Genomic DNA, 25,779 nt, shown 5'->3' on the forward strand with positions numbered 1-25,779 from the left:
GACACAAAACACACACTGAAAATCACTCAGGAGGCATCACAATGAAACCGCAAAACTTGGCAATCCTTTCCGCATTCGCACTCAGCCTGCCGGCGCTGGCAACGGCTCAGTCCTCGGCGGACACCAATGGCGACGGGGTTCTGACCATCGAAGAGGTTCAGGCCGTTCTGCCCGAGGTCGACGCCGACGGTTTCTCGGCGATGGACGCTAATGGCGACGGGTCGCTGGACGCTGATGAAATTGCCGTCGCGCAGGAAGCAGGTTTGCTGCCGCCCAGCAACGGCTGATCCCGCGAAGGCATCGGCGGCCCGCTACCCCAAGCGGGCCGCTTATTTTCAATGGGTTACGCTGGCAAGTAAATGTTGAATTTACTGCGTAGCTTAGCATCCAAAAGCGGATCGAACCGGGCCGCAGACGGAGTGGCCAGAATCGCTTCTTTCCGTTTGACCGCCTTTTCGATCAGGTCCGGCTTGCCGAGTTCTACCCATTCTTTTGGCGAGGACCGGTCCCCGAAGGTCGGATAGACATAATCGGCCTGCATCCGGCTAAGGGTTGCGTCGGTGCCAAGATAGTGGCCGGGTCCTCCCAGACACACCTCGGCCATCTGATCCAGCGCGAGAGTTTCGTCCGTCACCTCGATCCCCCGTACACAGCGCTGCGCCTGACCGATCAGATCATCGCTGAGGATCAGGCTTTCGTGACAGAACCCAAGCAGCGAGGCATGCATCCCGGCCGCCTCATACACCATGTTCAGGCCGGAAAGGCCCGCCATGACGTTAGAGCACATTTGCTCCCATCCGGCCTGCATATCGGGCAGTTTCGCGTCCGAGGCACCAGCAGCGGCACCGCCCGGCAAGTCGTAGAATTGGTGCATCTGGGCGCAACCTGCGGTCAGCAGTGCTTGCTCTCCCGAACCAATGGACATCGCGCCCGTGCGCAGGTCCAGACCGAATGGCCAAGTGCCAAAAATCGCCGGAGCACCGGGGCTTACGGCGTTTACATAAACCAGACCGGCGAGGCATTCGGCGGTTGCTTGGGTAATCGCCCCGGCAACCGTCGAGGGTGCGGTGGCTCCGGCCATGCCAGCGGACAGCAGCAATACTGGCATCCCGGCTTTGATGCATTCCTCCATCACTTCGCAGCTTTCGGTCGCGAATTTCATCGGTGGCACCACAAAGCAGTTCGAGTTGGACATGAAAGGCCGTTCTCGCCACTTGTCCTCTCCGCCTGCGATCATGTGCAGCATCTCAATCGCCGGGGCGACGTGGCTGGGCTCGGTAAATGATGTTCCGATGTGTTTGAACGTGCCGCAGGTCGTCGCATAGACAGTGTTCAGGTCCATCTCGAGGTTATCCGCAATGTCGCGGCACACCATGGGGCGCTGGACAAAGTGAATGTTTTCAAGCTGTTCGCAGATGCGCGACGCGTCATGCAGGTCCTGAAGGGTCGAGTCGCGGTATTCCTGACCGTGCACGTCGACCATGCTGACCGCGGCCCCGGCGGTTCCATAGTGGACGCGCTTGCCCGACAGCTCCAGATCGTTTTTCCCGTCACGGCTGTGGAGGGTGATGGAGCGATTGGCCTTGGCGATGGTGTCTTCGACCAAAGCGCGGGGAAAGCGGATGCGTCCATCGTCGCCCAGTGTGCAGCCTGCTGCCACGAGATAGTCGATACCGCTTTGCGGTGCGTCTGCCAGACCGATGGTTTCCAGCGCGGTCAGGGCGGCCTCGTGAATACGTTCGATCTGAGCCTGCGTGAGAACCTTCAGCGTTCCGCCTTCCATACCGGGGCGGATAGGGCGCAGATGTTCCGGCAGAGCCGTGGCACGGGCGGCACGACGCGCGGCACGGCCGCCGCTACGCGATGAATTTCGGGTTTGTTCGTTCATAGTTTAGAGTCCGGTCGAAAAAGTACGTTCAGGGTGAGTGTACTCAGACCGCAAATGGCCGCCCCCGCGCGGCACGCCCGCGATCCGCACCAATGGTACGGCTGATCAGGCGAATCTTCCAAACGTCACTTTGCATGCGGGTCCTCAACTGGTGAGGCGTACTCTTCCAATACCACGGCATACAATCTGTCCTGTTTGCGACCTGACAGTCCAAAAGCGAAGTGTTGTGCCTTGGGCGCATCAGTTCTTGCCGTTAGGTAAAGTTTTTTCCCGAATGCCGGAAAATCTGTTATGCTTCTATCACTTATTTAAGAGTGCGCCGTGATCGCAATGGAATTTTAACGATTGCAAGCCAGTTATTGTGTGACGACCCCCGATCCCGATCGGGCTAGCTGCAAGCAATTTTGGAGAGGTTGATGAAAGCCCTAAAGGCCCTCGTAACAACCTGCCTGGCAATTGGCGCTGCTCCGGCTATGGCTGAGGATTGGACCGGTGCATTCGCAGGGTTCAGCTTTGGCTACGCAGATGTCGACGGCCCGAATGGTTCGGGCGGTGACGACACAACCTTTGGCCCTCATGTCGGATATGACTATGACTTCGGTAACTTTGTTCTGGGCGGCGAGCTGGAGTACAACCGGCTTTCGCTGGATTTGGGGCAGGGTGAAGGCAGCGTCGACAGTCTGACCCGCCTGAAACTGCGGGGCGGCTACGATTTCGGACCGGCGCTTGGCTATGTGGTCGTAGGTGCGGCACGACTGGATGCGTCACCTGAAAGTGACACGGCCGCCGTTTATGGTATCGGGCTTGCTTATCCAATTGGCGACAGTTTTGTCATCAGCGGTGAAGCGCTGCGCCAGAACTTTGACGACGTCACACGCAGCCAAGGCGGCGTTGACACCAACGTGTTCAACCTGCGCACGACCTTCCGGTTCTAAACGCTATTACTCGGCGGCTGCGCTTTCGGCCAAACCTGTCGCGAAATCGCAAATAGTTTTCAGCGCCGTGGCAAAGCGTTCATCCTCGATCGTCATCGCAACACGGATATGGCCTGCGGCGGCTTTGCCAAAGCTCTCGCCCGGCATCACCGCAATCTCGTGCGTGTCCAGCAGCGCGTTGGCAAAGGCTTCACCGCTGAGCCCGGTCGCACGGATGTCCAGCATCAGGTACATCGCGCCCTGAGCAGGCACCAAACCGATCGTGTTTTGCGCAGAGAGAATCTCGACCGCCAACGCGCGACGTCGGCGGAAGGGGGCCGCGATCTCTTCTTCGAAATCAGTACCAGCGTTCAGGGCAAAGCTGGCGGCGTCCTGGATAAATCCGGGCACCCCATACGTGGTATGCGTCGCGAGGTTGATCAGATGTGCAATCACCTCTTCCGGTCCAACGACCCAACCACAGCGCGATCCGGTCATGGCGTGCGACTTGGACATCGAACCAACGACAAGCGTGCGATCAGCCATTTCGGGCAGCGTGCGCGGTGAGATATGTTCTCCGTCCCAGACCTGCGTGTCATAGACCTCATCCGAGATCAGCCAGAGGTCCCGCTTGCGGCAGACCTCGGCGATTCCTTCCAGAGTTTGAAGGGAATAGACCACGCCAGTGGGGTTGTTCGGTGTGTTGATCAACAGAGACACGGCACCGTCCGCCGCTGCGTCGATTTCTTCGGCCCGGGGTTGAAACGCGTCCTCGGCCGAGGTCTGAATCGCCCGTGCAGTTGCGCCCGCACCGCGAATCGTGCCGGGGTAGGTGGCGTAGTAAGGATCAAGGTACAGGCCAACGTCGCCCGGTTCGCAGACAGCCACATGCGCGGCGAACAGGGCAGACTGACCTCCCGGTGTTATCAGCACATTGTTGCGGCTGGTGGGAACTCCGGTCCGGGCCTGAACGCGCGCCGCCACGGTGTCGCGCAGAAGATCGTTGCCCGGAACAATAGCGTAGCCCGTATTGCCTTGCCGTGCCGACAGATCCATCGCGTCGAGTATGGATTGATCCGTGCGAATGTCGTGCTCGCCAATCGTCAACTCGGTGACTGGATGCCCTTCGCTGATCATACGGCGCGCGCGGTAGAATACATCCCACCCATCGCTGCCGCCCCCGGTCAGTTGAGTAATACGCTGCGACAGTTTCATGGCCCGCTCCGCTGTTGTCTTTCGGGCGACAGGGCCAGAGCCGTTGGGAAAAGTCAATCAGTCTCGGGGCGGCAACGTGGCTTGTAGTTTTTTGGTCAACGAGGCCCGCACCAAATCATACGACGCGGTCAGCCGATGGCGCATCTCACCCTCGTCACAATCAAAGGGCAGGCGAATCCAGCTGCGGTGAAAATAGGGGGCTTTGACGCCAACACCTGCATCGATCAGCATCTGGGCGGTCTCTATATCCGCGGTTTTGACCGACACGCCATCGTTTGCCGTGCCGATGCAGGCAAACATCTTGCCTCCGACCTTCCAGGCATCATGACCGCCACCCCAAGGATCCGACAGGTCGGCGCCCGGAAAGGTGCGGCAGATCGAATTGACCAACTCTCGGCTCATGGGCGCTAGGGTGCGCCGTGTGGCATTGAAACTCAAGCCTTGGCTCAATCGGCCCTCCGTGCTATGCGAGACGTCATGAACCGTATGACCTGCATCATTATCTGCTGCATTTCCTGCTGATTTATCAAGCGGGCCGGTTTCTTTCGTTTTCATCTCTGAGACAAGTTGCTAAGCCCGCGCCAACGCGAAAAGCTTTGCCGTTCTTAGGAGCTGACCGATGACGACGATCAAACTGCACAACACCCGGACGCGGACGAAAGAGGATTTCGTTCCGATCGATCCTGAAAACGTGCGGATGTATGTCTGTGGGCCGACGGTTTATGACCGCGCCCACCTCGGTAATGCGCGTCCCGTTGTCGTGTTCGATGTGCTCTATCGGTTGCTGCGACATGTCTACGGCGTGGACCACGTGACCTATGTTCGCAACTTCACCGACGTGGATGACAAGATCAACGCGACTGCTCTGGCGCGACAGAAAGCAGGTGCGGCAGGCACGTTGGAGCAGCTGGTACAGGAACGCTCGGACGAGACGATCGGCTGGTACCTGCATGACATGGGCGCTTTGGGCGCGCTGGAGCCCAACGAGATGCCGCGCGCGACGCAGTATATCGACCAGATGATCGCGATGATCGAGGACTTGATTGCCAAAGGCCACGCCTATGCAGCCGAGGGGCATGTTCTGTTCGCTGTGGACAGTTGGAAAGCCAAGTATGGCGCTTTGTCTGGTCGTTCGGTCGATGACATGATCGCCGGGGCTCGGGTCGAGGTTGCGCCATACAAGAAGAACCCGATGGATTTCGTACTTTGGAAACCGTCGACCGACGAGTTGCCGGGGTGGGACAGCCCTTGGGGCCGGGGTCGTCCGGGCTGGCACATCGAATGCTCGGCCATGAGCTATGAGTTGCTGGGCGCCAGCTTTGACATCCATGGCGGTGGCAACGACCTGATGTTCCCGCACCATGAAAACGAGATCGCCCAGAGCTGCTGCGCGCATCCCGAAGGGGAGTTCGCGCGGTACTGGCTGCACAATGAGATGCTGCAGGTCGAGGGCAAGAAAATGTCCAAATCGCTGGGCAATTTCTTTACCGTGCATGACCTGCTGGAACAGGGTGTGCCGGGCGAGGTGATCCGATTAGTCTTTTTGCAAACCCATTACCGCAAGCCGATGGACTGGACCGAGAAAAAGGCCCACGAGGCAGAGGCGACGCTGCGCAAGTGGCGGGCGCTGACAGCGGGCATCGAGCCCTCTGCCAGCGCGGCCCCTGCGGTTATTGCAGCTCTGGCGGATGACCTGAACACGGCAGGGGCCTTGACCGAGCTGCACCGGCTGGCGGCAGAGGGCGATGCAGCAGGGTTGTTGGCGAGCGCGAATGTTCTTGGTCTTTTGTCCGAGGAAATGGGCGCTTGGGCGGACACGGATTCCGTTGACCTTTCGTCCCATGCGGATCGTCTGGCCGATGCCCGCGCGGTCGCAATGCAGAGCAAGGACTTCTCGGAAGTTGATCGGTTGAAGGCTGCCTATCTCGCGGCTGGTCTGGAAGTTCGCATGAGCAAGGACGGCGTCGAGCTGGTGCCTGGCACCGGGTTCGATGCGGCCAAGTTGGAGGGCGTGTGATGACCAAGACCCGCCTATATCTCTACGACACCACTCTGCGCGACGGGCAGCAGACGCAGGGGGTGCAGTTTTCGACGGCCGAGAAAGTGCAGATTGCGCAGGCTCTGGATGAGTTGGGTGTCGACTACATCGAAGGTGGCTGGCCCGGGGCAAACCCGACGGACAGTGCGTTCTTCGATGCGGCACCAAAGACTTCGGCCAGCCTGACGGCCTTTGGGATGACCAAACGGTCCGGTCGCTCGGCCGAGAATGACGACGTGCTGGCCGCCGTTATGAATGCGGGCACGCAGGCGGTTTGTCTTGTCGGAAAATCGCATGATTATCACGTGACTCACGCGCTTGGGATCTCGTTGGAAGAGAATGTCGAGAACGTGCGGGCCTCGGTCGCGCATATCGTGGCGCAGGGGCGCGAGGCGCTGTTTGATGCCGAGCATTTCTTTGACGGCTACAAAGACAATCCGGACTATGCGCTGGACGTTTGCCGCGCCGCATTGGAGGCTGGTGCCCGCTGGGTCGTGCTGTGTGACACCAATGGCGGCGCGCTGCCCGCTGAGGTGTCGCGGATCGTGTCCGAGGTGATCGCGGCGGGTTTGCTGGGGGATCGGCTGGGTATCCACACCCATAACGACACCGAAAACGCGGTGGCTTGTTCGCTGGCGGCGGTCGACGCGGGCGCACGACAGATTCAGGGGACATTGAATGGGTTGGGAGAGCGTTGTGGAAACGCGAACCTGACCGCTTTGATCCCGACGCTGGTTCTGAAAGAACCCTATGCCTCGACCTATGACATCGGCGTCAACGCACAGGCTCTGGCGAGCCTCACACGTGTCAGCCGGATGCTGGATGACATCCTGAATAGGGTGCCCAGCAAACAGTCGGCCTATGTCGGCGCGTCGGCCTTTGCGCATAAGGCCGGGCTGCATGCCAGTGCGATCCTCAAGGACCCGACGACTTATGAACACGTGGACCCGGCATCGGTCGGCAACGCACGGGTCATTCCGATGTCGAATCAGGCGGGGCAATCGAACCTGCGTAAACGGTTGACCGAGGCCGGATTGGTTGTCGAGGCCGGTGATCCCGCTTTGGGCCGCATCCTCGAGCGGATCAAGCTGCGTGAGGCGGATGGGTATTCCTACGACACCGCTCAGGCCAGTTTTGAACTGCTGGCGCGGGATGAGTTGGGGCAACTGCCCGAGTTTTTTGAGGTGAAGCGTTACAAGGTCACGGTTGAGCGGCGCAAGAACAAGTACAACAAGATGGTCAGCCTGTCCGAGGCGGTCGTCGTGGTGAAGGTCGATGGCGAGAAAAAGCTGTCGGTCAGCGAGTCGCTGGATGGTGATGGCAGTGACCGGGGTCCGGTGAACGCGCTGGCCAAGGCGCTGGCCAAGGATCTGGGGCAATATTCCCGGATACTGGACGACATGCACCTTGTGGACTTCAAGGTGCGCATTACGCAAGGCGGTACCGAGGCTGTGACCCGTGTCATCATCGACAGCGAGGACGGACAGGGGCGGCGCTGGTCGACCGTGGGCGTCAGCGCGAACATAGTCGACGCCTCGTTCGAGGCGCTTCTGGACGCAATCCACTGGAAACTGGTGCGCGATTGCGGCCCTCAGGCCGTGGTGGCCGAGTGAGCGGTCCGTTTGATCACGAAGTAAAGGCCTGTGCCGCGCTGTTGCACCGGTCCGATCCCGACCGGTTTATGGCGGCGATGGCAGCACCGGTTTCGGCGCGGTTGGTTCTGTTTCCCATCTATGCGCTCAATATCGAAGTTGCGCGCGCACCTTGGGTCACGCAAGAGCCGATGATCGCTGAAATGCGCCTGCAATGGTGGCGCGACGCGCTGCAAGAGATTGCCGAGGGGCCGACCGTCCGACGGCACGAGGTGGTGACTCCGTTGTCGCGCATTTTGTCACCGCATCTTGCGGCGATGATGGATGAATATGTGGCCGTAAGGCGTTGGGACATCTACCGCGACCCGTTCGAAGATCAGGATCACTTTGACGCCTATATCAACCACAGCGCAGGGACACTGATGGTGGTTTCAGCGCAGGCTTTGGGAACGGCAGACGAAGATGTCCTGCGTGATTTTGGTTATGGGGTTGGTGTCGCCAATTGGCTGCGTGCAATCCCAGACCTTGAGGCGCGCGGGCGTATTCCGTTGCTGGATGGTACGCCCGAGGGCGTGCGGCAGCTGGCCCAAAACGCCTTGGATCGGTTGAACCGGGCCCGGTCGAACCGCATTGCGGTCTCGCCCCAGGCAAGTCCGGCGTTGCATGCGGGGTGGCAGGCCGGAGTGATCCTGAAACAGGCCGTGGCGCGCCCGGACCGAGTGGCGGCTGGGGCGCTTGGCTGTGGCGAGATGCGCCGCAGGCTGTCTTTGATGGCTCAGGTTGTGACGGGGCGCTGGTGATCGGGTTAAGCTGTGCGGGGGCGCATCGTCAGCCACAGCAACGCGCCACCTGCAAGGGTTAGCAGCGGCACCATAGCGATGTTCACCGCAGTCCAGCCATCGACCGGCGAGCCACCCGAGCAGTTCATCAACCCGCCCGAAGCCAGCGACGCGAAGGTTACGCCGCCGAATACCAACAGGTCATTCAAGCCCTGCATCCGACCCCGCTCGCTCACGTCATGGCTGTCGGCCAGCATCGTGGTTGCTCCGATAAAGCCAAAGTTCCACCCGATCCCCAGAAGGATCAGCGCGACAAAGAAGTTGCCCAATTCGACACCTTGCAAGGCGACGACCCCTGCGGCAGCTAGTATGGCTAGCCCTAGGGCCACGATTTTCTCCACGCCGAAACGTGCGATCAGCTGTCCGGTGAAAAAGCTGGGGATGTACATGGCCAGAACGTGGCTGGTGACCACATCAGCAGCGTCATTGGCGCTGAAACCGCAACCGACAACCGCCAGAGGGGTCGAGGTCATAACCAGATTCATCAGGGCATAGGATACCATCGCGCAGATGATGGCGACAGCGATGCGCGGAGTTTTCAGCATCTCAAGACGCGACCGGCCTTTGGGTGCATCGGCCGCTGGCTTGGGTGGCGTGGGAATATCAAGAAAGAAGAACAGGACCGAACCGATGACGTTCACGGCGATGACGGCGAGATAAGTGCCCAGGAATGGGATCACATACGCGGTCGAGGTCATCTTGACGATCTGAGGACCGATAATGGCTGCCGCCAGTCCGCCTGCCATGACATAGGAAATCGCCTTTGGCCGGAACGCGTCTGACGCTGTATCGGCGGCGGCAAAACGATAGAACCCGTGCGCGCTCATGTAGATGCCGGTCAACAGACTGCCCAGCAGAAACACCGGGAATGACCCCAGGAACAGGCCGTAGGCGCCAACCAGGCCTCCGCATGCGCCGGCGGTGGCCCCGACCAGAAACCCGGCCCGGCGGCCCCAACGCTGCATAATGGCTGAAATCGGCGTTGCCGCCAGCATTGATCCCAGAACGATCAGCGAGATGGGCAGCGTCGCAAGACAGGCATTGGTGGCCAAGGACTGACCGGCTAGCCCTCCAACGATGAAGATCATCGGCATCTGCGCACCAAGCACGGCTTGGGCGGCCACCAGAACAGTGACGTTTCGTTTGGCCTGGCGGTCGTCCGGTGTGGCGGTGATCATTGTCATGGGGACATGCGTATCGGCGAAAACGATTGTGCACAAGCGGGTTGCATCTGCGGCAAAGCGGCCTAACGTGCCGGTACGTATTCTGGCCCCGGAGGGCACATGTCCGTTGGACGGATCATCGAAACACCCGACTGCGTTGCGGAAGGGGCGGCATGGCTGGCCGAAACCTGTCCGAGCATGGCGTATGCGATGGATCAGACCGGGCCTTTACCACTGCGCCGCCGCCCGGATGGGTTTGCCCAACTCCTCAGTGCGATTGTCAGTCAGCAGGTGAGTGTGGCGTCGGCTAACGCGATCTGGAAAAGGTTGCAAGAGGCCAAGCTGACCGGCCCGCGCAAAATCATGTGGGCGACTGACGACGATTTGCGCGCAGTCGGGCTGAGCCGGCAGAAAATCCGTTATGCCCGCGCTTTGGCCGAAGCGCGCATTGATTACAAGGCGTTGCGCGTCGCTTCTAATGAAGATGTTGTTGCCATCCTGACCGAGGTGCCGGGTATTGGCGTCTGGACGGCTGAGATTTACGCGATGTTCTCGCTGGGACGTGCGGACGTGATCGCGCCCGGCGATTTGGCCCTGCAAGAGGCCGCGCGCATCCTCTATGACCTGCCGGAACGGCCGACCGACAAACAACTGCGCCAAATGGCCGAAGACTGGTCACCCTGGCGGTCGGTTGCGGCGCGGGTGCTGTGGGCCTATTACCGGGTTGCAAAAGAACGAGAAGGGATCAGATGACACGGGTATTGAATGCGCTCAGAAAAGAGCCGGTTTCGGGCGACACACGCTCGGTCGTGGTGTTCGTGCACGGCTATGGGGCCAATGGTGCCGATTTGCTGGGGCTGGCCGATCCGCTGGGCGAGCATTTGCCGGACACGCTGTTTGTCGCGCCGGACGCGCCCGAGCAGATCCCCGGAATGCCGAACGGGTTTCAGTGGTTCCCGATCCCATGGATCGATGGATCGTCCGAGGAAGAGGCGCGCCGTGGAATGGAAATGGCGGTCGAGGATTTCAACGCATTCCTTGATGCGCTGATGGTCGATGAGGATGTGCTGCCCGAACAGGTCGTTCTGTTCGGTTTCAGCCAGGGTACAATGATGAGCCTGCATGTCGCCCCGCGCCGCGAAGACCCGATTGCGGGGATCGTCGCCTTCTCGGGCCGTCTGTTGGAACCTGACCTGCTGCCAGACGAAACCGTAAGCCGCATGCCGGTTCTGCTGGTGCATGGCGATATGGACGACGTGGTGCCGCCGCAGTCACTGCCCGAAGCGGCAGAAGCCTTGCAGGCCGCCAAGTTTCAGGAAGTCTATGCCCATGTCATGAAAGGCACCGGCCATGGTATTGCTCCGGACGGCCTGAGCGTCGCACTCGCCTTCATGCGCGACAAGCTGAGCCTGTAACGATGATCGCGGTCCGCCCCATGATGCCAGAGGATGTGGCAGTCGCCTGCCAGATCCTCAACGATATCATAGCGATCGGCGGTACAACCGCGTTTGAAACGCCGTTCTCTGAGGCGCTGTTTGCTCAGGCCTATCTGAACGGAGCAGACAAGATTTGTTGCCACCTCGCCCTGGACGATCAGGGCGAGGTGGCCGGTTTTCAATGGCTTGGCACCCATGACGACCTGCCTGACGATTGTGCCGATATTGCTACGTTCACCCGTCGTGCGCCGCTATTGAAGGGGGCAGGGCGTGCGTTGTTTGCAGAAACCGCGACCCGTGCCGCTGCCCTTGGGTTTTCTGCGATCAATGCCACCATTCGGGCCGATAATCGGATGGGGCTGAGCTATTATGACAAGATGGGGTTTCGCGATTACTCAGTCGCTTATGGGGTCGCATTGCGCGACGGGGCACCCGTCGACAGAATTTCCAAACGGTTCGAGTTGAAAAAGGGCAGGTCATGCTGATTGTCACAGGAACAGTCGAAGTCTCGCCGGATGGCGTAGAAAAAGCCGTGGCAGCGGCGCAGCGCATGGTCGCGGAAACTGTGAAAGAGCCTGGTTGCCTGATCTATGAGTTCAGCCAGATTCTCGGACACTCAAACCGGTTCCGCGTGTATGAAGAGTGGCAGGACCAGACCGCGCTTGAGGCGCATTTCACTGCACCACATATGGCCGAGTTTCAGGCTGTTCTGGGTGAAGTCGGCGTCACCTTAGCCGAGATTTACCGTGTTGTGGGCGGTGAGAAGCTGCCGCTACGATAGGACGTCAATCCCACAAGTGACCTTCGGCGAACTCGACCGAGTTTCCGGAGGGGTCGCGTATATACAATGATCGTGCGCCATTTGGCCAATCGAATTCGGCCTCGACAGGTACGTTCCATTCAAGCAGGTGTTTGCGCATCTCTTCGATCTGATCTCTCGACAGGGTCATGCACACGTGTCCCGGTCCGCGCGCGCCATGCGGCGGAACCGGCAGGTCCGGGTTCCCCGGCGGCTGTTCGGTTTCGTCTGCATTGAAGAGCAACAACACCGCAGCTCCAACCCGATAAAACACATGCCGGTTTGCGAAGCGCTGGATTCGCTCAAGGGCGAGGATGTCCCCATAGAACTTCTCGGCCGCGTCCAGATCATCTACATAAAGCGCGGCTTCCAGAATGCCCTCGGGCGGCGGTATGGTCCGGGTGACCTTCATGCCTTAACCCTATCACAATCCGGCGTTTTCGTCACCTGCGCGGGCGGCGATCCCGTTTGCGTTGCGGCGCGGAATTGAGTGCGGGTGCGGGCAAGCTGTCCCATTGGCCGGGTTCCAGCCCGTCCAGTGTCCAATCGCCGATCCGCGCTCGGATCAGACGCAGGGTTGGATGGCCGACAGCCGCAGTCATGCGCCGAACCTGCCGATTGCGGCCTTCGCGCAGCGTAAGCTCAATCCAACAATCAGGCACCGTCTGCCGTACTCGGATCGGAGGGTTACGCGGCCACAGCCCCTCTGGTTCGTCGATCACGCGGGCCTTGGCTGGACGCGTCAGCCCATCCTTCAGCTCGACCCCGTCGCGCAATGCCTTGAGTGAGGCTGCGTTGGGCAGGCCTTCGACCTGCACCCAATAGGTTTTCGCCATCTTGTGCTTGGGGTCAGAGATCTGTGCCTGAAGCTTGCCGTTGTCGGTCAACAGCATCAGCCCTTCGCTGTCGCGATCCAGCCGCCCGGCGGGATACACACCGGGCAGGTCAATGAAATCCGACAGCGTGCTGCGCGGCGAATCCGCGTTTGCACGGTCGGTGAACTGCGGCAGCACGTCGAAGGGTTTGTTGAATCGAATGAACCAGCTCATGACCTCGCCATAGCCCGCGGGCCACACTGGTGCAACCTGTGGATAACTGTCACGTGCCTGTTACGGATTCGGCTTACCTAGTCTGCGACATATTGTGGAAACTCAGGGCTTGTCAGAGTTTTAACACGATATATAGTTATCTTAAGGCCGGGGCGGGTGTTCCCCGCTCTGATGTCAAAAACGGGCAGAGCAGAGCGAGGAGCGATTCTGACATGGATGGAGACTTCAGGACCGAATTTGTCAGGGAACCCGGTGCGCTAAAGCATCATCCGGCATTGGTTTTGAACGCCGATTATCGCCCCTTGTCTTATTACCCACTGTCCCTGTGGCCCTGGCAAGAGGCGATCAAGGCGGCTTGGTTGGATAGGGTGGACATTGTGGCCGAGTACGACGAGGTCGTCCGAAGCCCGAGTACCGAGATCCGAATACCGTCGGTCGTTGTTCTCAAAGACTATGTAAAACCCAGAAAGCGCGTGGCCTTCACGCGCTTTAATTTATTTCTGAGGGACGAATTCCGCTGTCAGTACTGCGGAAGCCGTGGAGATCTGACCTTTGACCACGTGGTTCCCCGTGCGGCGGGTGGCGTGACCAGTTGGCAGAATGTGGTTGCGGCTTGCAGCCCCTGCAACCTCAAGAAAGGTTCCAAATCGCTGCGCCAGGCAGGGATGACCCTGCGCAAGCCTCCGCGTCAGCCCGATGCCGAGGCGTTGCGGAATATCGGCCGCAAGTTCCCGCCGAACCACCTGCACGACAGCTGGATCGACTTTCTGTACTGGGATGCGGAACTGGACGAGCTTTGATCTTTACTTGGCGCGGAATGCGGCCAGCCAGACCAGAACCAGACCGGCCGAGATAAGGGCGTTCCACCCGGCCATGGACAGGCCGAACATCTCCCACGGGATTTCGTCGCAGCGGACCAGCGGCGCGGACATAATCTGATCCATCAGTTCTTGTGTCGAAAGACCACCGATGTCGCCCGAGGTGCAACTGCTGGGGCCTTCCCACCATTTCTGCTCGACCCCAGCGTGGAACACGCCAATCCCGGCTGTGACCATGGCTGCCATTGCGCCCAAAAGGGGCAGGGGGCGAATCCCAGGGAAGGCAAAAGCCAGCACGCCTATCACGACTGCCGCGCCGTGTGGATAGCGTTGCCAGATGCACATTTTGCACGGGGTCATGCCGCCCAGATGCTGGAAGCCCCACGCCCCCAGCAATAGTGCAGCCGAGCCACCGGCGGCGATCAGGATCAGAAGCCTTTTTCGGGTCATAGGTACGTCACCGCCAAGAAACCGCCAAACAGCAGGATGACAAACAGGGTGAACATAAGACCCAGACGCTTTTCTATGAAGACGCGAATGGGTTCACCAAAGCCCCAAAGCAAGCCTGCGACGATAAAGAACCGAAGCGCGCGTGCCAGAATCGAAGTGGCGATGAACGTGCCCAAGGGCATACCCGTCCAGCCGGACATGATCGTGATAACCTTGTACGGGAAAGGCGTGACCCCAGCGCCCAGCACGGCCCAAAAGCCGAAATCGTTGAACTTGGTGTTGAACTGTTCCATGGCTTCCGCTTTGCCCATGGATTCAAGGATGGGCTGGCCAATGCTCTCATAGAAGAATGCACCGATGGCATATCCCAGCAGTCCACCCAGAACCGAAGCGACCAGTGCAACCGATGCAATCAACCACGCGCGCGAGGGGCGTGCAATGATCATGGGGATCATCAGAACATCTGGGGGGATCGGAAAGAACGAGCTTTCGATGAATGCCACGACGGCCAAAGCCCAAAGGGCGTGCGGGTGTTCGGCCAGACGAATGGTCCAGTCATAGAGCGATCGCAACATCAGGTGCTAAAATCCCAGTCTCGTGTTGAGCCAGCCAAACCACGCGACCGAAGGGGCGTCAACAGGACGGAGGGAAAACAAACTGAATATCGGTTGTTTTTTGCCTCTGGACCTTCCTGAACTTGGACGCTAATCCAGTGTTCGTGGCCCAAGTGGCGGAATGGTAGACGCAGGGGATTCAAAATCCCCCGCCTTCACGGGCGTGAGAGTTCGAGTCTCTCCTTGGGCACCACAAATGGTTAGGACTGAGTCTTCGAGCCAATAAAATAAGTCCTTTCAGTGTTTTCAAGCGTGTTGCGGGTAACAGACAGCACACAAATGGCCGCAGTTTTCAGAGTCAAGTACGTAGACCAAATCAACGGCAACCAGTGGCGTTATCGTCGTCGCTTGCCCAAGTCGCTTGCTGAAATCTTGGGTACTGGTTGGTTTTAGAAGCACATGGGCAACCGTGAAGGTGCGGCATTCCATCGCGAATACGAGATGTTGAATTTCACCTTCCGCAAGTTGGTGGCTGAAACTCTCGCCCGTCACCCCGACTATGACACACGGTCAGCAACTCAAAAGTTCATCGACGCCCAGCGGCTTGCCGAGCACTACGCGGCAGTTGTTCCGGGTCCAAACCCTGACGATAGCTGGTACCGTGGTGTGATGGGGCACGGTCTGGCTACATGTGGGGAGCCCCCGGAAGTTGTAGCTGCTGTCCTGAGCCCTAATCGGGAAGCCCCTAAGCCGACACTGGCCGAAATGCGCGACACCTACGCTAAGGACAAAGGGCTGTCCGATGATCGGAAGGCGATGTTTCGAATTGACCGCACCTTCGGTCGGTTGAGCGAAGTTTTAGGGAAGCCTTTAGAAGACTTGGAGATTGAGAGCATCGACCGCCAGACGGCCCACTGCTTCATGGACCATCTGCTAGGCCTTAAGGAAGCCAACGGACAGCCTCTCGCTCTCAAGTCGTGTCAGCGTGAAGTGAAAATTGTCGCCGCAGCCTACAACCGTCACTCATCCGTGACTCGCTCTCGTGAGCGGGCTGTGAATCACTATATTTTGGGTAACGGCCCAGCGGCGTTACGGCCGCTGTCCGGGCGAAACACGACCGTACTGCTTAAGGAAACGGTCATGTCGAACTCTGCATCGGAAATCTGGGACCAAGTTTCAAGCCTGATAAAATAGGCCATTGCGCCAGATCCGCGCAAGGAACTGTGTAACACCCTTGTGCGCGCTCTGGAAATCGCCGAGGGCGACGCAACGAAGGAACTCAGCCAATTGCACTATGGCCGGCTAGGGTGCGGCGCGCGCCTGGCTAACCCGGTGCGACCGGGCCCCATATCATGAAATCTAGCAAGACCGGCCTCAAGTGGTGGACGTACCGCACCGAGGTAGATGGCAAGCAACGCGAATTGACCCGCGGGCATTATTCTCCCGGTGTCCGTGGCCGATGCCCGCGACAAGTGGGCCACCCTTCGTGCCAAGCGCAACAAAGGTGAGACGCCCGACACCAAAGCAGACACCACCCTCGAACAACTGGTTGATCACTATACGACGTGGGCGAGCAGGCAATCTGCGCTCATTGCAGGCCAATGACCGGCTGTCGCGTCAACACCTGTTGCCGGGTCCCGAGCGGATCACCCTCGACGAACTGGACATTGACCACCAGAGCGCCAATTGTGCACACTCAGGCCAAGACACCCCAACAGGCCCGCAAGCTGCGTTCGGCTAACTCAGGCGTCCTAAAACAGGCGCGCAACGCTGGTCTGTTGTCCTAGGGTTTCGCCACCACCTCGGCAATGCTGCCAGAGGTGGATACGGCCAAGTGCACGTGATACCTCGGCACCAAGGACCTGCGCGCCTTCCTGCTAGCTACCAGAGAAATGGGTGACCCAGAGGCTGCGCTGCGTCTGATCTTCTTCAACGGTATGCGCGGTTTAGAACTTCATTTTGAGGGGATGAACCATGTCGGATTACGAGTGCCGGATACCCCCGGCCACTGATACATCAGACTTTAAGCTCCGCGAAGCATGCGCCCAATGGGAAAAATGCGCTCTGCAGGCACCGAGCGTCTAAGAAGGTCTTGTATCATTTTGGAGCGGCAATTTTTGCTTTGAACTCTCGATTTGACCTCAACTTCTGCCAATTAAAACGAGCGGCAATTCTTCTAAAAAGAATAGCAGAAGACATTTTCAACTAGATATCAGAAATACCACGGATAATCTTGGTGGAGCGGTCAGAAGTTTACAAATACGCTCGCCAATGGTGAAAAAAATTACAAAAATTTATTTCAAATCCAGTAATTTGTTGTGAAATTTTCACCCCGCTTTCCATTATTAATTTGCACATAAGTGCGCTTTCGTCTGCTGGAAGAGGAGCCAAACGACGAAAGAAAGGGAAATGGGAGGAATTAATGACCAATAAATCTGTCACACGCCGCGGCGTGTTGAAGTCTGGTGCCGTTGCAGGTACCGGTCTGGCCCTGCCTACGATCTTTACGGCTTCGTCGGCTGCTGCTTTTACCAACGAACCAACCGGAGGGTCTGTCACTCTAGGTTTCAACGTTCCGCAGACTGGCCCGTATGCCGAAGAAGGCAATGATGAGCTACTAGCGCAACAGCTAGCGGTCGAGCATCTCAACGGCGAGGGAGATGGCGGTTGTTTGAACACCTTCACGTCGAAGGCGTTGAAAGGTAACGGGATCCTCGGCAAGAAGGTCGAGTTCGTTACCGGCGACACCCAGACCAAATCGGACGCAGCGCGGGCCTCGGCCAAGTCGATGATCGAAAAAGACGGTGCGATCATGATCAACGGCGGTTCGTCCTCGGGCGTGGCGGTTGCGGTTCAGGGCCTGTGCCAGGAAGCCGGCGTGATCTTCATGGCGGGTCTGACCCACGCCAACGACACCACCGGTAAGGACAAGAAAGCAAACGGGTTCCGCCATTTCTTCAATGCTTACATGTCGGGTGCTGCGCTGGCGCCAGTGCTGGCGGCTGAGATGGGCAAGGAACGTCGCGCGTATCACCTGACTGCCGACTACAACTGGGGCTGGACTCAGGAAGAGTCGATCGTCGCCTCGACCGAAGCCTTGGGATGGGAAACGGTCAACACGGTCAAGACACCGCTGGCTTCGACTGACTTCTCGTCCTACATCGCTCCGGTTTTGAACTCGGGCGCGGACGTGCTGGTTCTGAACCACTATGGCGGCAACATGGTGAACTCGCTGACCAACGCGATCCAGTTCGGCCTGCTCGACAAAGTGGCCAACGGCAAGGACTTCAAGATCGTCGTGCCGCTGTACTCCGAGCTAATGGCAGCTGGTGCTGGCGAAAACATCAAGGGCGTTCTGGGTTCGATGAACTGGAATTGGCAGCTGCAGGACGAGGGCACCAAGGCTTTCGTTAAATCCTTTGGTGAGAAGTACGGTAAACCACCGTCAAACTCGGCTCAGACATGCTATGCGCAGGTTCTGCTTTACGCTGATGCGGTCGAGCGTGCGGGTACCTTTAACCCCTGCGGCGTCGTTGAAGCGTTGGAAGACTTCGAGTTCGACGGGCTGGGCAACGGTCCGACATGGTATCGCGGAGCCGACCACCAGTGCTTTAAGGACGTGCTGGTCGTGCGGGGCAACGAGAACCCGACCAACGCTTATGACACATTGGAAATCGTCGAGATCACTCCGCGCGCGCAAGTGGAATATGATCCGGAGCATCCAATGTTTGCTGGCGGTAGCCTTGGTGAGTGCAACCCAGGCGCGTAAGGGTTTGTGCCTGAGTCTAGCTGCCGAGTAGGCGGCTAGACCCTCGCGGCAGGGTTGTTCCTGCCGCGATTCAAAAAAACAAGCTAAATAGACCTGAGGTGGGGCCAATGGACGCCATCCTATTGCAAATTCTGAACGGTCTGGACAAAGGTTCGGCCTATGCCCTCATTGCCCTGGGGCTGACGCTAATTTTCGGAACCCTGGGCGTCGTGAATTTTGCCCATGGGGCGTTGTTCATGATCGGTGCATTTTGCGCCGTAACGTTGCAGAAACTCATGAACCTGAGTTTCGAAACAGTTGATGAATCCCAGACCGACTTTCTTGGAAATCCGTTGAAGGTGGAAACACCTTACATCGAAGCTTGGTTCGGGCCCGAAGTTGGCGCAACAATCATCGATTGGTCTGTCCCGCTAGCCATTTTGTTCGCAATCCCGATCATGTTGCTGGTCGGATATGTGATGGAGCGTGGGCTGATCAAGCATTTCTACAAGCGCCCGCACGCGGACCAAATCCTTGTGACATTTGGCTTGGCGATCGTTCTGCAGGAAATCGTCAAATACTTCTTTGGCGCGAACCCGATCCAGACGCCGCCGCCCGATGCGCTGAGCGGATCGATCGACCTTGGCACCATGGTAGGTTTTGATCCGAACGCGATTATCTACCCGATCTGGCGATTGGTCTATTTTGGGTTTGCCGTAGCTATAATCGGGGCTGTGTTCTCGTTCCTGCAATTCACCACCTTTGGAATGGTCGTGCGGGCGGGGATGGCGGACCGCGAAACAGTAGGATTGCTGGGCATCAACATCGATCGCCGTTTCACTATCATGTTTGGCATCGCTGCAGCGGTGGCAGGTTTGGCCGGTGTAATGTACGGGCCGCTCAATCCGCCCAATTACCACATGGGGATGGATTTCCTTGTGCTGAGTTTTGTTGTCGTTGTCGTCGGCGGCATGGGTTCGCTGCCCGGTGCCGTTTTAGCCGGGTTCCTTCTGGGTATTCTTGAAAGCTTTGCTTCGACCACTTGGGCTACGACAACGATTCCGGGCATCAACCAGATCATCATCTACCTTGTCGCCATCATCGTGCTGCTAACGCGCCCGCGCGGGCTGATGGGGCGCAAAGGCGTGATGGAGGAATAATCAATGTTGGGACTGAACAAAAAAGACACCAGCCTGCTGATCATCGTCGCGCTTTTGACTTTGCTGGCCCCCTTCATCCTGAACCCGTTCCCCGAGGGTAGCGCAATGGCGCAGTTCAACGCGGGTTATCCGGATCTGATGCAGCGTTTCGTGATCTTTGGCATCTTTGCCATCGGGTTCAATATCCTGTTCGGCCTGACTGGATACCTGTCCTTTGGCCACGCGGCCTTTCTGGGCGTGGGTTCTTATTCCGCAGTGTGGATGTTCAAACTGCTCAGCTACAACGTCATTCCAGCCATCGCGCTGAGTGTGGTTGTCGCTGGACTGTTCTCCTTGCTGATTGGGTTTGTCAGCCTGCGTCGGTCGGGCATCTATTTCTCGATCCTGACGCTGGCCTTCGCGCAGATGAGTTTCGCGCTGGCTTATTCAGTGCTGTCCAACCCAAAGTTTAACCTGACCAACGGGGAAACCGGCCTGCAGGTCTATGCGGACGATCCCCAAATCTTGCAGGGAGCGAACTCACCAGACCTGCCGCACCTGTTTGGGTTGCCCATGCGCGCGACTTACACGATGGATGTCGGCGCGTGGAGCTTCGATTTTAATGCGGGCTACTACCTGTGCGCGGTGATCATGATGGCCGTGTTTTATCTGGCAATCCGCATCTTCCGCTCGCCCTTTGGCATGATGCTGCGCGCGGTAAAGTCGAACCAGCAGCGGATGAACTATACAGGCCTGAACTCCAAGCCTTATACGTTGGCGGCCTTTGTGATCTCGGGCATGTATGCCGGTCTGGCCGGCGGCCTGATGGCTGCGATGGACCCGCTGGCAGGAGCAGAGCGTATGCAGTGGACCGCTTCGGGTGAGGTTGTTCTGATGACCATCCTGGGTGGCACCGGCACTTTGATCGGTCCGGTTCTGGGCGCTGGTTTCATCAAGTATTTCGAGAACATCTTCTCGAAAATCAACGACAACGTTTTGCATAGTTGGTTTGCATTCCTACCCGACGGGCTGGAGGACGCGGTCGTGTTCCTGATCCATCCCTTCATCGGAAAAGGCTGGCACCTAACGCTGGGTATCATGTTCATGCTTGTCGTTATCTACCTGCCGGGTGGCTTGGTCGAAGGCGGCCAACGTTTGCTGAACCGAATCAAACGAAAGAAATCAGGCGCCGATGACGCGACATCGGGAAAAACGGAACCGGCGGAGTAAGGGGCGAACCATGGCAATTCTCAGAGTCAAAGACATAAGCAAACGCTTCGGTGGCCTCAAAGCGTTGACGGATGTAAACCTCAACGTTGAAGAAAACTCGGTTCACGCAATTATTGGTCCCAATGGTGCAGGCAAATCGACCTTGCTGAATTGTCTGGTGGGTAAGCTCATGCCAGACACCGGGTCCGTCTTATTCGACAATGCCTCGGTGTTGGGGCTTGAACCTTACCAAATCAACCAGATGGGTATTAGCCGCGTTTTCCAAACCCCAGAGATTTTCGGCGAACTGACAGTCATGGAGAATATGCTCATCCCGATTTTCGCAATGCGGGACGGGGCATTCAGAATGCATGCCTATGAGACCATCGCAAACGAACGCCAAATCGTAGAACAGGCCGAAGCGATGCTGGAAGAAATGAACATGGCCGACAAGCGCGAGATGCACGCAGCCTCATTGTCTCGCGGGGACAAAAGGCGTCTGGAGATTGGCATGTGCTTAAGCCAAAATCCGCGCCTGTTGTTGTTGGATGAGCCCACAGCGGGTATGGCGCGTGCCGATACTAACAACACGATCGACCTGCTGAAACAGATCAAAGATGAGCGCGACATCACCATCGCAATCATCGAGCATGACATGCATGTGGTCTTCAGCCTTGCCGAACGGATCACTGTTTTGGCACAGGGCACACCCTTGGTTGAAGACACTCCGGAAAACATTCGCGGAAACCCAAAAGTCCGCGAAGCCTATTTGGGCGAGGCTGCGTAAGGAAAAGCTATGAACGAGAAACCTGACTTTTCGAAAAACGCCAATCTGGCCAGCACTGCTCCAGCATTTCTTTCGGTTTGGGACATGCACTCGTACTATGGCGAAAGCTATATTGTGCAAGGTATCAGCTTCAATGTGCATGAAGGCGAAATTCTCGCCCTTCTCGGGCGCAACGGTGCGGGTAAAACTTCAACCCTTCGTTCGATCGCGAGAGTGGGTGAACCTGAAGTAAAACATGGCGAAATCTGGCTGGACCACAAGCCATTGCACAACATGACAAGCTACGAAGCAGCAGCCGCCGGCCTCGGTCTGGTGCCGGAGGATAGACGTATTATTCCAGGCCTGACCGTTGAGGAAAATCTGCAACTTGCACAAATTGCTCCTCCAATCGGGTGGTCACTCGAACGGCTTTATGAACTGTTTCCTCGTCTTGGAGAGCGCAGGAATCAGGAAGGGATCACGCTATCTGGTGGCGAGCAGCAAATGCTATCAATCGCCAGAGCTCTCGCCAGAGATATCAAAGTCTTACTCTTGGATGAACCATATGAGGGCTTGGCCCCAGTCATTGTCGATGAGATAGAAAAAACCCTCATTCACGTCAAACAACAGGGTATGACCACGATCATCGTTGAACAGAACGCGGTACGCGCTTTGGAATTGGCGGACAGGGCGATCATTCTGGATACCGGAACAATCGTATTCGACGGCACGGCGAAAGAGGTGCTTGAAGACACCAATCTTCGTGAGGAGTATCTGGCGATCTAATCGACATATTCCATTTAAATCAGACCAGATGGGAAGGTTCGCAACGTGCCCGAGACTCTTTTTTGACTTAAATGTAAGTTTACTGTTTTGCGCGGAACGGGCCTATTGGAACCCAAGTTCGAGTATTCATATCCGGCAGCCGAGGACCTGAAAAATCTCACAAATTTTCATAACACCTGTGTTCGCGTTGCCCACAGAGCGGACATTCGCCACGTTTCGATGTATGTTCGCTCCAGGACGAAACAAGGTTTTGGGTCGGCGGCAGGAGTTGAAACTATCTGCAGGGTAGGAGCAAAAAATAACAACAAATTTAAGGATCTGGCGTGAAGCTATTATTCTATACGAGTCGATTTGTACTTTTCCTATGTTCCTTCTTTGGGCGACACATCCCATCCATCGACGAGTATGATCGGCAGTATCAGTTTTGTACGAGATTACGGATCTAGTCGTAATGCAAGCCAGACCAAAAATCCGATATAGGCGAAAACGCTGAGGTTGAGGGCGGTATCAATTAGTTGGCCGCTCATGATTTGTCCTCGCGCATCAGGCATTTGAACAAGCAGATCACCAGGATTGGCACAATAAAGACGAAGGCGATCGCTGACAGGGCGATGATAGACCTGACCAATGATATGTCACCGACCAGAATCATCGCCAAGCCCAATGCCCCAAGGATGATGCCCCAGATCGTTCTGAGCTTGGGCGAAGGGTTGTCGTCCCCATCAGCGCCTATCATCGCTAGGGTGAAGCCTGCGCTGACGACGCTGGTGACCACGAACAGGAATGCCGCCACAATCGTTGCGGTTCGCGTTATCGGATCCAGCGGAAATCGTTCAAGCAGGGCAAACGTTGTGGCGTCCAGGTTCTCAACGTTTACGGCGGACAATGCTCCGTCCTGCCGCAGCGCATCGAAAAAGCCCAGGCCTCCGAACACGCCGAACCACAGGATGGAAAACAGGGTAGGCGTGACGACGACTCCGATCAGGAATTCGCGGATCGTGCGCCCGCGTGAAATCCGGGCGATGAAGATGCCGACAAAGGGTGACCAGGCCAGCCACCAGATCATGTAGTTCAGCGTCCAGCCCTGAAACCAGCCGACCAGAATGTCGTCAAAAAACTCGGCGGTCGAAAACCCTGCAGGCAGGACGCCGAACAGGTAACGTCCAAATCCGGTGACGATTCCGTCCATCAGGTAGGACGTTGGGCCAAGGACCAGAAGATAGACCATCATCCCAACGGCGATCAGCATCGCAGCGTTCGAGAGTCGTGCCATTCCGTCGCTCAGGTCGCGTCGTAGGGGGATGATGAACGCGATGCACAGCAAAACGAAGACAGGCAGGGTCAGAACGCCAGGGGAGTCGACGCCGATCAATCCTGCCAGCCCGGTCTGGATCTGAAAGACGCCCATTGCCAAAGACCCTGCCAGCCCGACGGCTATGGCCACGATTGACAGCAGGTCGAACAGCCAGCCCATTGCTTTGGTCCAGCGGGCCTCGACCAATGCGTCCAGAACCGGGGCGCTTAGCAATAGGGTGCGGCCACGGCGATAGGCGAAATAGGCGATGACCAGACCGACAATTCCGTAGATGGCCCAAGCGTGGAAGCCCCAGTTCAGATAGGTCACAAACAGGGCCTGGCTGGCCGCCCTGGCGTCTGGGCTGTATTGGCGAAGAACTTCGTAATGGGTCAGAGGTTCCGCCGCCCCGTAAAACAGCAGCCCGACGCCCATTCCGGCGGCAAACAGCATCGCGATCCATGCAGGGGTCGAAAACTCGGGCTCTGCGTTGTCGGGGCCAAGGCGAATGTCTCCGAACCGCGACAGGGCAAGGTACAGGGACACAAACAACAGCGCGCTGACCTCAAGCATGATGAACCAGCCACGGCTGTCGAACTGCGTCGCCACGGCCGCGGCCGCAATTCGACCCAGCCCCTGTGGGTCGGCGATACCCCAGGCCGCAATGGCCGCGCTAATCGCCAATGCGATTACAAGCATCGGGCTGGGAGATTTTCCGTCCACGGTCCAGCGCCCTTTCGTTCGGTCCTTGGAAGCACTTGGTCGTAGCTCTGAGCCTAGATTGTGACTTTTAAAGTTTCAAAGTGTTTATGAGTGGTTAGCAAACGTGAACCGGCTCGGTCCAAGCCTGTCGCACCGATTGGTGCCAAAACCCGTGTTTAAAGGGGGAAAGTTTCGGAAACGTCTTCACATCTGCCGATCCGCGCTATCTGGCCCGGTGCGGGGGTTGACAAGCGGAGTGTCTGAATGAAACGTCAAATATGTTGGGAGACTTTTGATTTTCAGATGCTTGACCCGTTGCAAGACGGGCGCGCTTGCCGTACCGGCAAGGTCCCTGGACGGGGGCCGCTGATCGGTTTCTCATCCACAATAAGAATTGGGAGTTCTCAAAAATGAAAAACAGCAGCAAGCTTAGCCTGGGCGCGGTCGTAACTGCCGCACTTATGGCTCCGGCCGCTTATGCAGAAGAATTCATCACCATCGGTACCGGCGGCGTGACCGGCGTTTACTATCCGACTGGTGGCGCGATCTGCCGTCTGGTGAACAAAGGCCGCAAAGAGCACGGCGTGCGTTGCTCGGTCGAGTCGACCGGTGGTTCGGTCTACAACATCAACACCATTCGCGAAGGCGAGCTGGAGTTCGGTGTTGCGCAGTCCGACTGGCAGTACCACGCCTATAACGGCAGCTCGAAATTCGAAGAGGCTGGCCCCTTCGAAAACCTGCGCGCCGTATTCTCGGTACACCCCGAGCCGTTCACTGTTGTGGCACGTGCCGATTCCGGCATTTCCAACTTCGAAGACCTGAAGGGCAAGCGCGTCAATATCGGTAACCCCGGTTCCGGTCAGCGCGGCACCATGGAGGTTCTGCTGGGCGAAATGGGTTGGTCCACCGACGATTTCGAACTGGCGACCGAGCTGAAGGCGGCTGAACAGTCGGCGGCTCTGTGCGACAACCAGATCGACGCAATGGTCTACACCGTTGGTCACCCGTCGGGTTCGATCCAGGAAGCCACCACGGCGTGTGACTCGGTTCTGGTGAACGTCAGCGGTGAAGCCGTAGACAAGCTGGTCAACGACAACTCGTTCTACCGCACCGCAACCATCCCCGGTGGTATGTATCGCGGTTCGGATGGCGACACCTCGACCTTTGGTGTTGGCGCGACCTTCGTGACTTCGGCAGACGTGTCGGAAGATGCGGTTTATGCAGTTGTCAGCTCGGTCTTCGAGAACTTCGATGACTTCAAAAAGCTGCACCCGGCATTTGCCAACCTCAAGCCCGAAGAAATGATCGCAGACGGCCTGTCGGCTCCGCTGCATCCGGGCGCCGAGAAGTACTACAAAGAAAAAGGCTGGATTCAGTAAG

The 25,779-nt window shown here is 57.7% G+C and carries 26 protein-coding genes and 1 tRNA gene; 18 read left to right on the forward strand and 9 right to left on the reverse strand.

Annotated elements, in window-relative coordinates; translation table 11 throughout:
* The first annotated feature begins 41 nt into the window (after positions 1-41).
* A complete protein-coding gene (locus GOV53_RS00805) occupies positions 42-287 on the forward strand; it encodes a hypothetical protein (RefSeq protein ID WP_170424573.1) in 246 nt (81 codons plus the stop codon).
* Positions 288-343: 56 nt separating this feature from the next.
* Here the strand turns inward: GOV53_RS00805 and GOV53_RS00810 are convergent, their stop codons facing one another.
* Positions 344-1,888, reverse strand: a complete 1,545-nt coding sequence (locus GOV53_RS00810; protein ID WP_170463519.1) for a trimethylamine methyltransferase family protein — start codon at positions 1,886-1,888, stop codon at positions 344-346.
* Positions 1,889-2,304: 416 nt separating this feature from the next.
* Between GOV53_RS00810 and GOV53_RS00815 the strand changes: the two genes are divergently transcribed.
* Positions 2,305-2,823, forward strand: coding sequence for an outer membrane protein (locus GOV53_RS00815; protein ID WP_170424578.1), 519 nt, complete (start codon positions 2,305-2,307; stop codon positions 2,821-2,823).
* Between the two features lie 6 nt (positions 2,824-2,829).
* On the opposite strand, the gene GOV53_RS00820 is transcribed toward GOV53_RS00815, so the two are convergent.
* A complete protein-coding gene (locus tag GOV53_RS00820; protein WP_170463521.1) occupies positions 2,830-4,017 on the reverse strand; it encodes a pyridoxal phosphate-dependent aminotransferase in 1,188 nt (395 codons plus the stop codon).
* A gap of 57 nt (positions 4,018-4,074) precedes the next feature.
* Complete coding sequence (locus tag GOV53_RS00825; RefSeq protein WP_170464518.1) at positions 4,075-4,419, reverse strand: MmcQ/YjbR family DNA-binding protein; 345 nt, start codon at positions 4,417-4,419, stop codon at positions 4,075-4,077.
* 217 nt (positions 4,420-4,636) lie between these two features.
* Between GOV53_RS00825 and cysS the strand changes: the two genes are divergently transcribed.
* Genes cysS through GOV53_RS00840 form a run of 3 tightly spaced genes read left to right on the forward strand, consistent with a single transcriptional unit; the run spans position 4,637 to position 8,447 of the window.
* On the forward strand, positions 4,637-6,034 hold the full coding sequence (gene cysS, locus GOV53_RS00830) for a cysteine--tRNA ligase (RefSeq protein ID WP_170463523.1): 1,398 nt from the start codon (positions 4,637-4,639) through the stop codon (positions 6,032-6,034).
* Complete coding sequence (gene cimA / locus GOV53_RS00835) at positions 6,034-7,668, forward strand: citramalate synthase (RefSeq protein ID WP_170463525.1); 1,635 nt, start codon at positions 6,034-6,036, stop codon at positions 7,666-7,668. The genes cysS and cimA overlap by 1 nt, the downstream gene beginning before the upstream one ends.
* Positions 7,665-8,447: a squalene/phytoene synthase family protein gene (locus tag GOV53_RS00840; protein WP_170463527.1), complete on the forward strand. Its 783-nt coding sequence runs from the start codon at positions 7,665-7,667 to the stop codon at positions 8,445-8,447. Before cimA ends, GOV53_RS00840 begins: the two co-directional genes overlap by 4 nt.
* 5 nt (positions 8,448-8,452) lie before the next feature.
* Here GOV53_RS00840 and GOV53_RS00845 read toward each other — a convergent pair whose 3' ends face one another.
* On the reverse strand, positions 8,453-9,670 hold the full coding sequence (locus GOV53_RS00845; RefSeq protein WP_170463529.1) for an MFS transporter: 1,218 nt from the start codon (positions 9,668-9,670) through the stop codon (positions 8,453-8,455).
* A 99-nt stretch (positions 9,671-9,769) separates the two neighbouring features.
* On the opposite strand from GOV53_RS00845, the gene GOV53_RS00850 reads away from it, so the two are divergent.
* The 4 genes from GOV53_RS00850 to GOV53_RS00865 are packed head-to-tail and all read left to right on the forward strand — an operon-like array spanning position 9,770 to position 11,866.
* Positions 9,770-10,402, forward strand: a complete 633-nt coding sequence (locus tag GOV53_RS00850; RefSeq protein WP_170463531.1) for a DNA-3-methyladenine glycosylase family protein — start codon at positions 9,770-9,772, stop codon at positions 10,400-10,402.
* The gene (locus GOV53_RS00855; RefSeq protein ID WP_170463533.1) at positions 10,399-11,064 is read left to right on the forward strand and encodes an alpha/beta hydrolase; all 666 of its coding nucleotides are present in this window, start codon (positions 10,399-10,401) and stop codon (positions 11,062-11,064) included. Before GOV53_RS00850 ends, GOV53_RS00855 begins: the two co-directional genes overlap by 4 nt.
* Positions 11,065-11,066: 2 nt before the next feature.
* A complete protein-coding gene (locus tag GOV53_RS00860; protein ID WP_170463535.1) occupies positions 11,067-11,570 on the forward strand; it encodes a GNAT family N-acetyltransferase in 504 nt (167 codons plus the stop codon).
* The gene (locus GOV53_RS00865; RefSeq protein ID WP_170463537.1) at positions 11,564-11,866 is read left to right on the forward strand and encodes a putative quinol monooxygenase; all 303 of its coding nucleotides are present in this window, start codon (positions 11,564-11,566) and stop codon (positions 11,864-11,866) included. Before GOV53_RS00860 ends, GOV53_RS00865 begins: the two co-directional genes overlap by 7 nt.
* Before the next feature lie 4 nt (positions 11,867-11,870).
* Here GOV53_RS00865 and GOV53_RS00870 read toward each other — a convergent pair whose 3' ends face one another.
* Positions 11,871-12,296, reverse strand: a complete 426-nt coding sequence (locus GOV53_RS00870; protein ID WP_170463539.1) for a VOC family protein — start codon at positions 12,294-12,296, stop codon at positions 11,871-11,873.
* A 31-nt stretch (positions 12,297-12,327) separates the two neighbouring features.
* Complete coding sequence (locus GOV53_RS00875) at positions 12,328-12,933, reverse strand: pseudouridine synthase (protein ID WP_170463541.1); 606 nt, start codon at positions 12,931-12,933, stop codon at positions 12,328-12,330.
* 212 nt (positions 12,934-13,145) lie between these two features.
* On the opposite strand from GOV53_RS00875, the gene GOV53_RS00880 reads away from it, so the two are divergent.
* A complete protein-coding gene (locus tag GOV53_RS00880) occupies positions 13,146-13,733 on the forward strand; it encodes an HNH endonuclease (RefSeq protein WP_170424606.1) in 588 nt (195 codons plus the stop codon).
* 3 nt (positions 13,734-13,736) lie between these two features.
* On the opposite strand, the gene GOV53_RS00885 is transcribed toward GOV53_RS00880, so the two are convergent.
* Positions 13,737-14,201: a disulfide bond formation protein B gene (locus GOV53_RS00885; RefSeq protein ID WP_170463543.1), complete on the reverse strand. Its 465-nt coding sequence runs from the start codon at positions 14,199-14,201 to the stop codon at positions 13,737-13,739.
* Positions 14,198-14,776, reverse strand: coding sequence for a YqaA family protein (locus tag GOV53_RS00890; RefSeq protein ID WP_170463545.1), 579 nt, complete (start codon positions 14,774-14,776; stop codon positions 14,198-14,200). The genes GOV53_RS00885 and GOV53_RS00890 overlap by 4 nt, the downstream gene beginning before the upstream one ends.
* 146 nt (positions 14,777-14,922) lie before the next feature.
* Here GOV53_RS00890 and GOV53_RS00895 point away from each other — a divergent pair.
* The 7 genes from GOV53_RS00895 to GOV53_RS00925 all read left to right on the forward strand — a co-directional run bounded on the left by GOV53_RS00895 (position 14,923) and on the right by GOV53_RS00925 (position 22,403).
* A tRNA-Leu gene (locus GOV53_RS00895) sits at positions 14,923-15,008 on the forward strand.
* A 206-nt stretch (positions 15,009-15,214) separates the two neighbouring features.
* Entirely contained in the window at positions 15,215-15,949 is a 735-nt protein-coding gene (locus tag GOV53_RS00900) for a hypothetical protein (protein ID WP_170463547.1), read from the forward strand.
* 1,228 nt (positions 15,950-17,177) lie between these two features.
* Entirely contained in the window at positions 17,178-18,524 is a 1,347-nt protein-coding gene (locus GOV53_RS00905; protein WP_170463549.1) for a substrate-binding protein, read from the forward strand.
* A 107-nt stretch (positions 18,525-18,631) separates the two neighbouring features.
* Entirely contained in the window at positions 18,632-19,663 is a 1,032-nt protein-coding gene (locus GOV53_RS00910; protein ID WP_170429382.1) for a branched-chain amino acid ABC transporter permease, read from the forward strand.
* 3 nt (positions 19,664-19,666) lie between these two features.
* Positions 19,667-20,872: a branched-chain amino acid ABC transporter permease gene (locus GOV53_RS00915; RefSeq protein WP_170429385.1), complete on the forward strand. Its 1,206-nt coding sequence runs from the start codon at positions 19,667-19,669 to the stop codon at positions 20,870-20,872.
* A 10-nt stretch (positions 20,873-20,882) separates the two neighbouring features.
* Entirely contained in the window at positions 20,883-21,638 is a 756-nt protein-coding gene (locus GOV53_RS00920; RefSeq protein ID WP_170429389.1) for an ABC transporter ATP-binding protein, read from the forward strand.
* 9 nt (positions 21,639-21,647) lie between these two features.
* Positions 21,648-22,403: an ABC transporter ATP-binding protein gene (locus GOV53_RS00925; protein ID WP_170463551.1), complete on the forward strand. Its 756-nt coding sequence runs from the start codon at positions 21,648-21,650 to the stop codon at positions 22,401-22,403.
* 523 nt (positions 22,404-22,926) lie between these two features.
* Here GOV53_RS00925 and GOV53_RS00930 read toward each other — a convergent pair.
* Entirely contained in the window at positions 22,927-24,420 is a 1,494-nt protein-coding gene (locus tag GOV53_RS00930; protein ID WP_367648742.1) for a BCCT family transporter, read from the reverse strand.
* A 389-nt stretch (positions 24,421-24,809) separates the two neighbouring features.
* On the opposite strand from GOV53_RS00930, the gene GOV53_RS00935 reads away from it, so the two are divergent.
* On the forward strand, positions 24,810-25,778 hold the full coding sequence (locus tag GOV53_RS00935) for a TAXI family TRAP transporter solute-binding subunit (RefSeq protein ID WP_170463553.1): 969 nt from the start codon (positions 24,810-24,812) through the stop codon (positions 25,776-25,778).
* Position 25,779: the final 1 nt, after the last annotated feature.

It is taken from the genome of Ruegeria arenilitoris, assembly GCF_013035315.1.
Classification (GTDB): Bacteria; Pseudomonadota; Alphaproteobacteria; order Rhodobacterales; family Rhodobacteraceae; genus Ruegeria; species Ruegeria arenilitoris_D.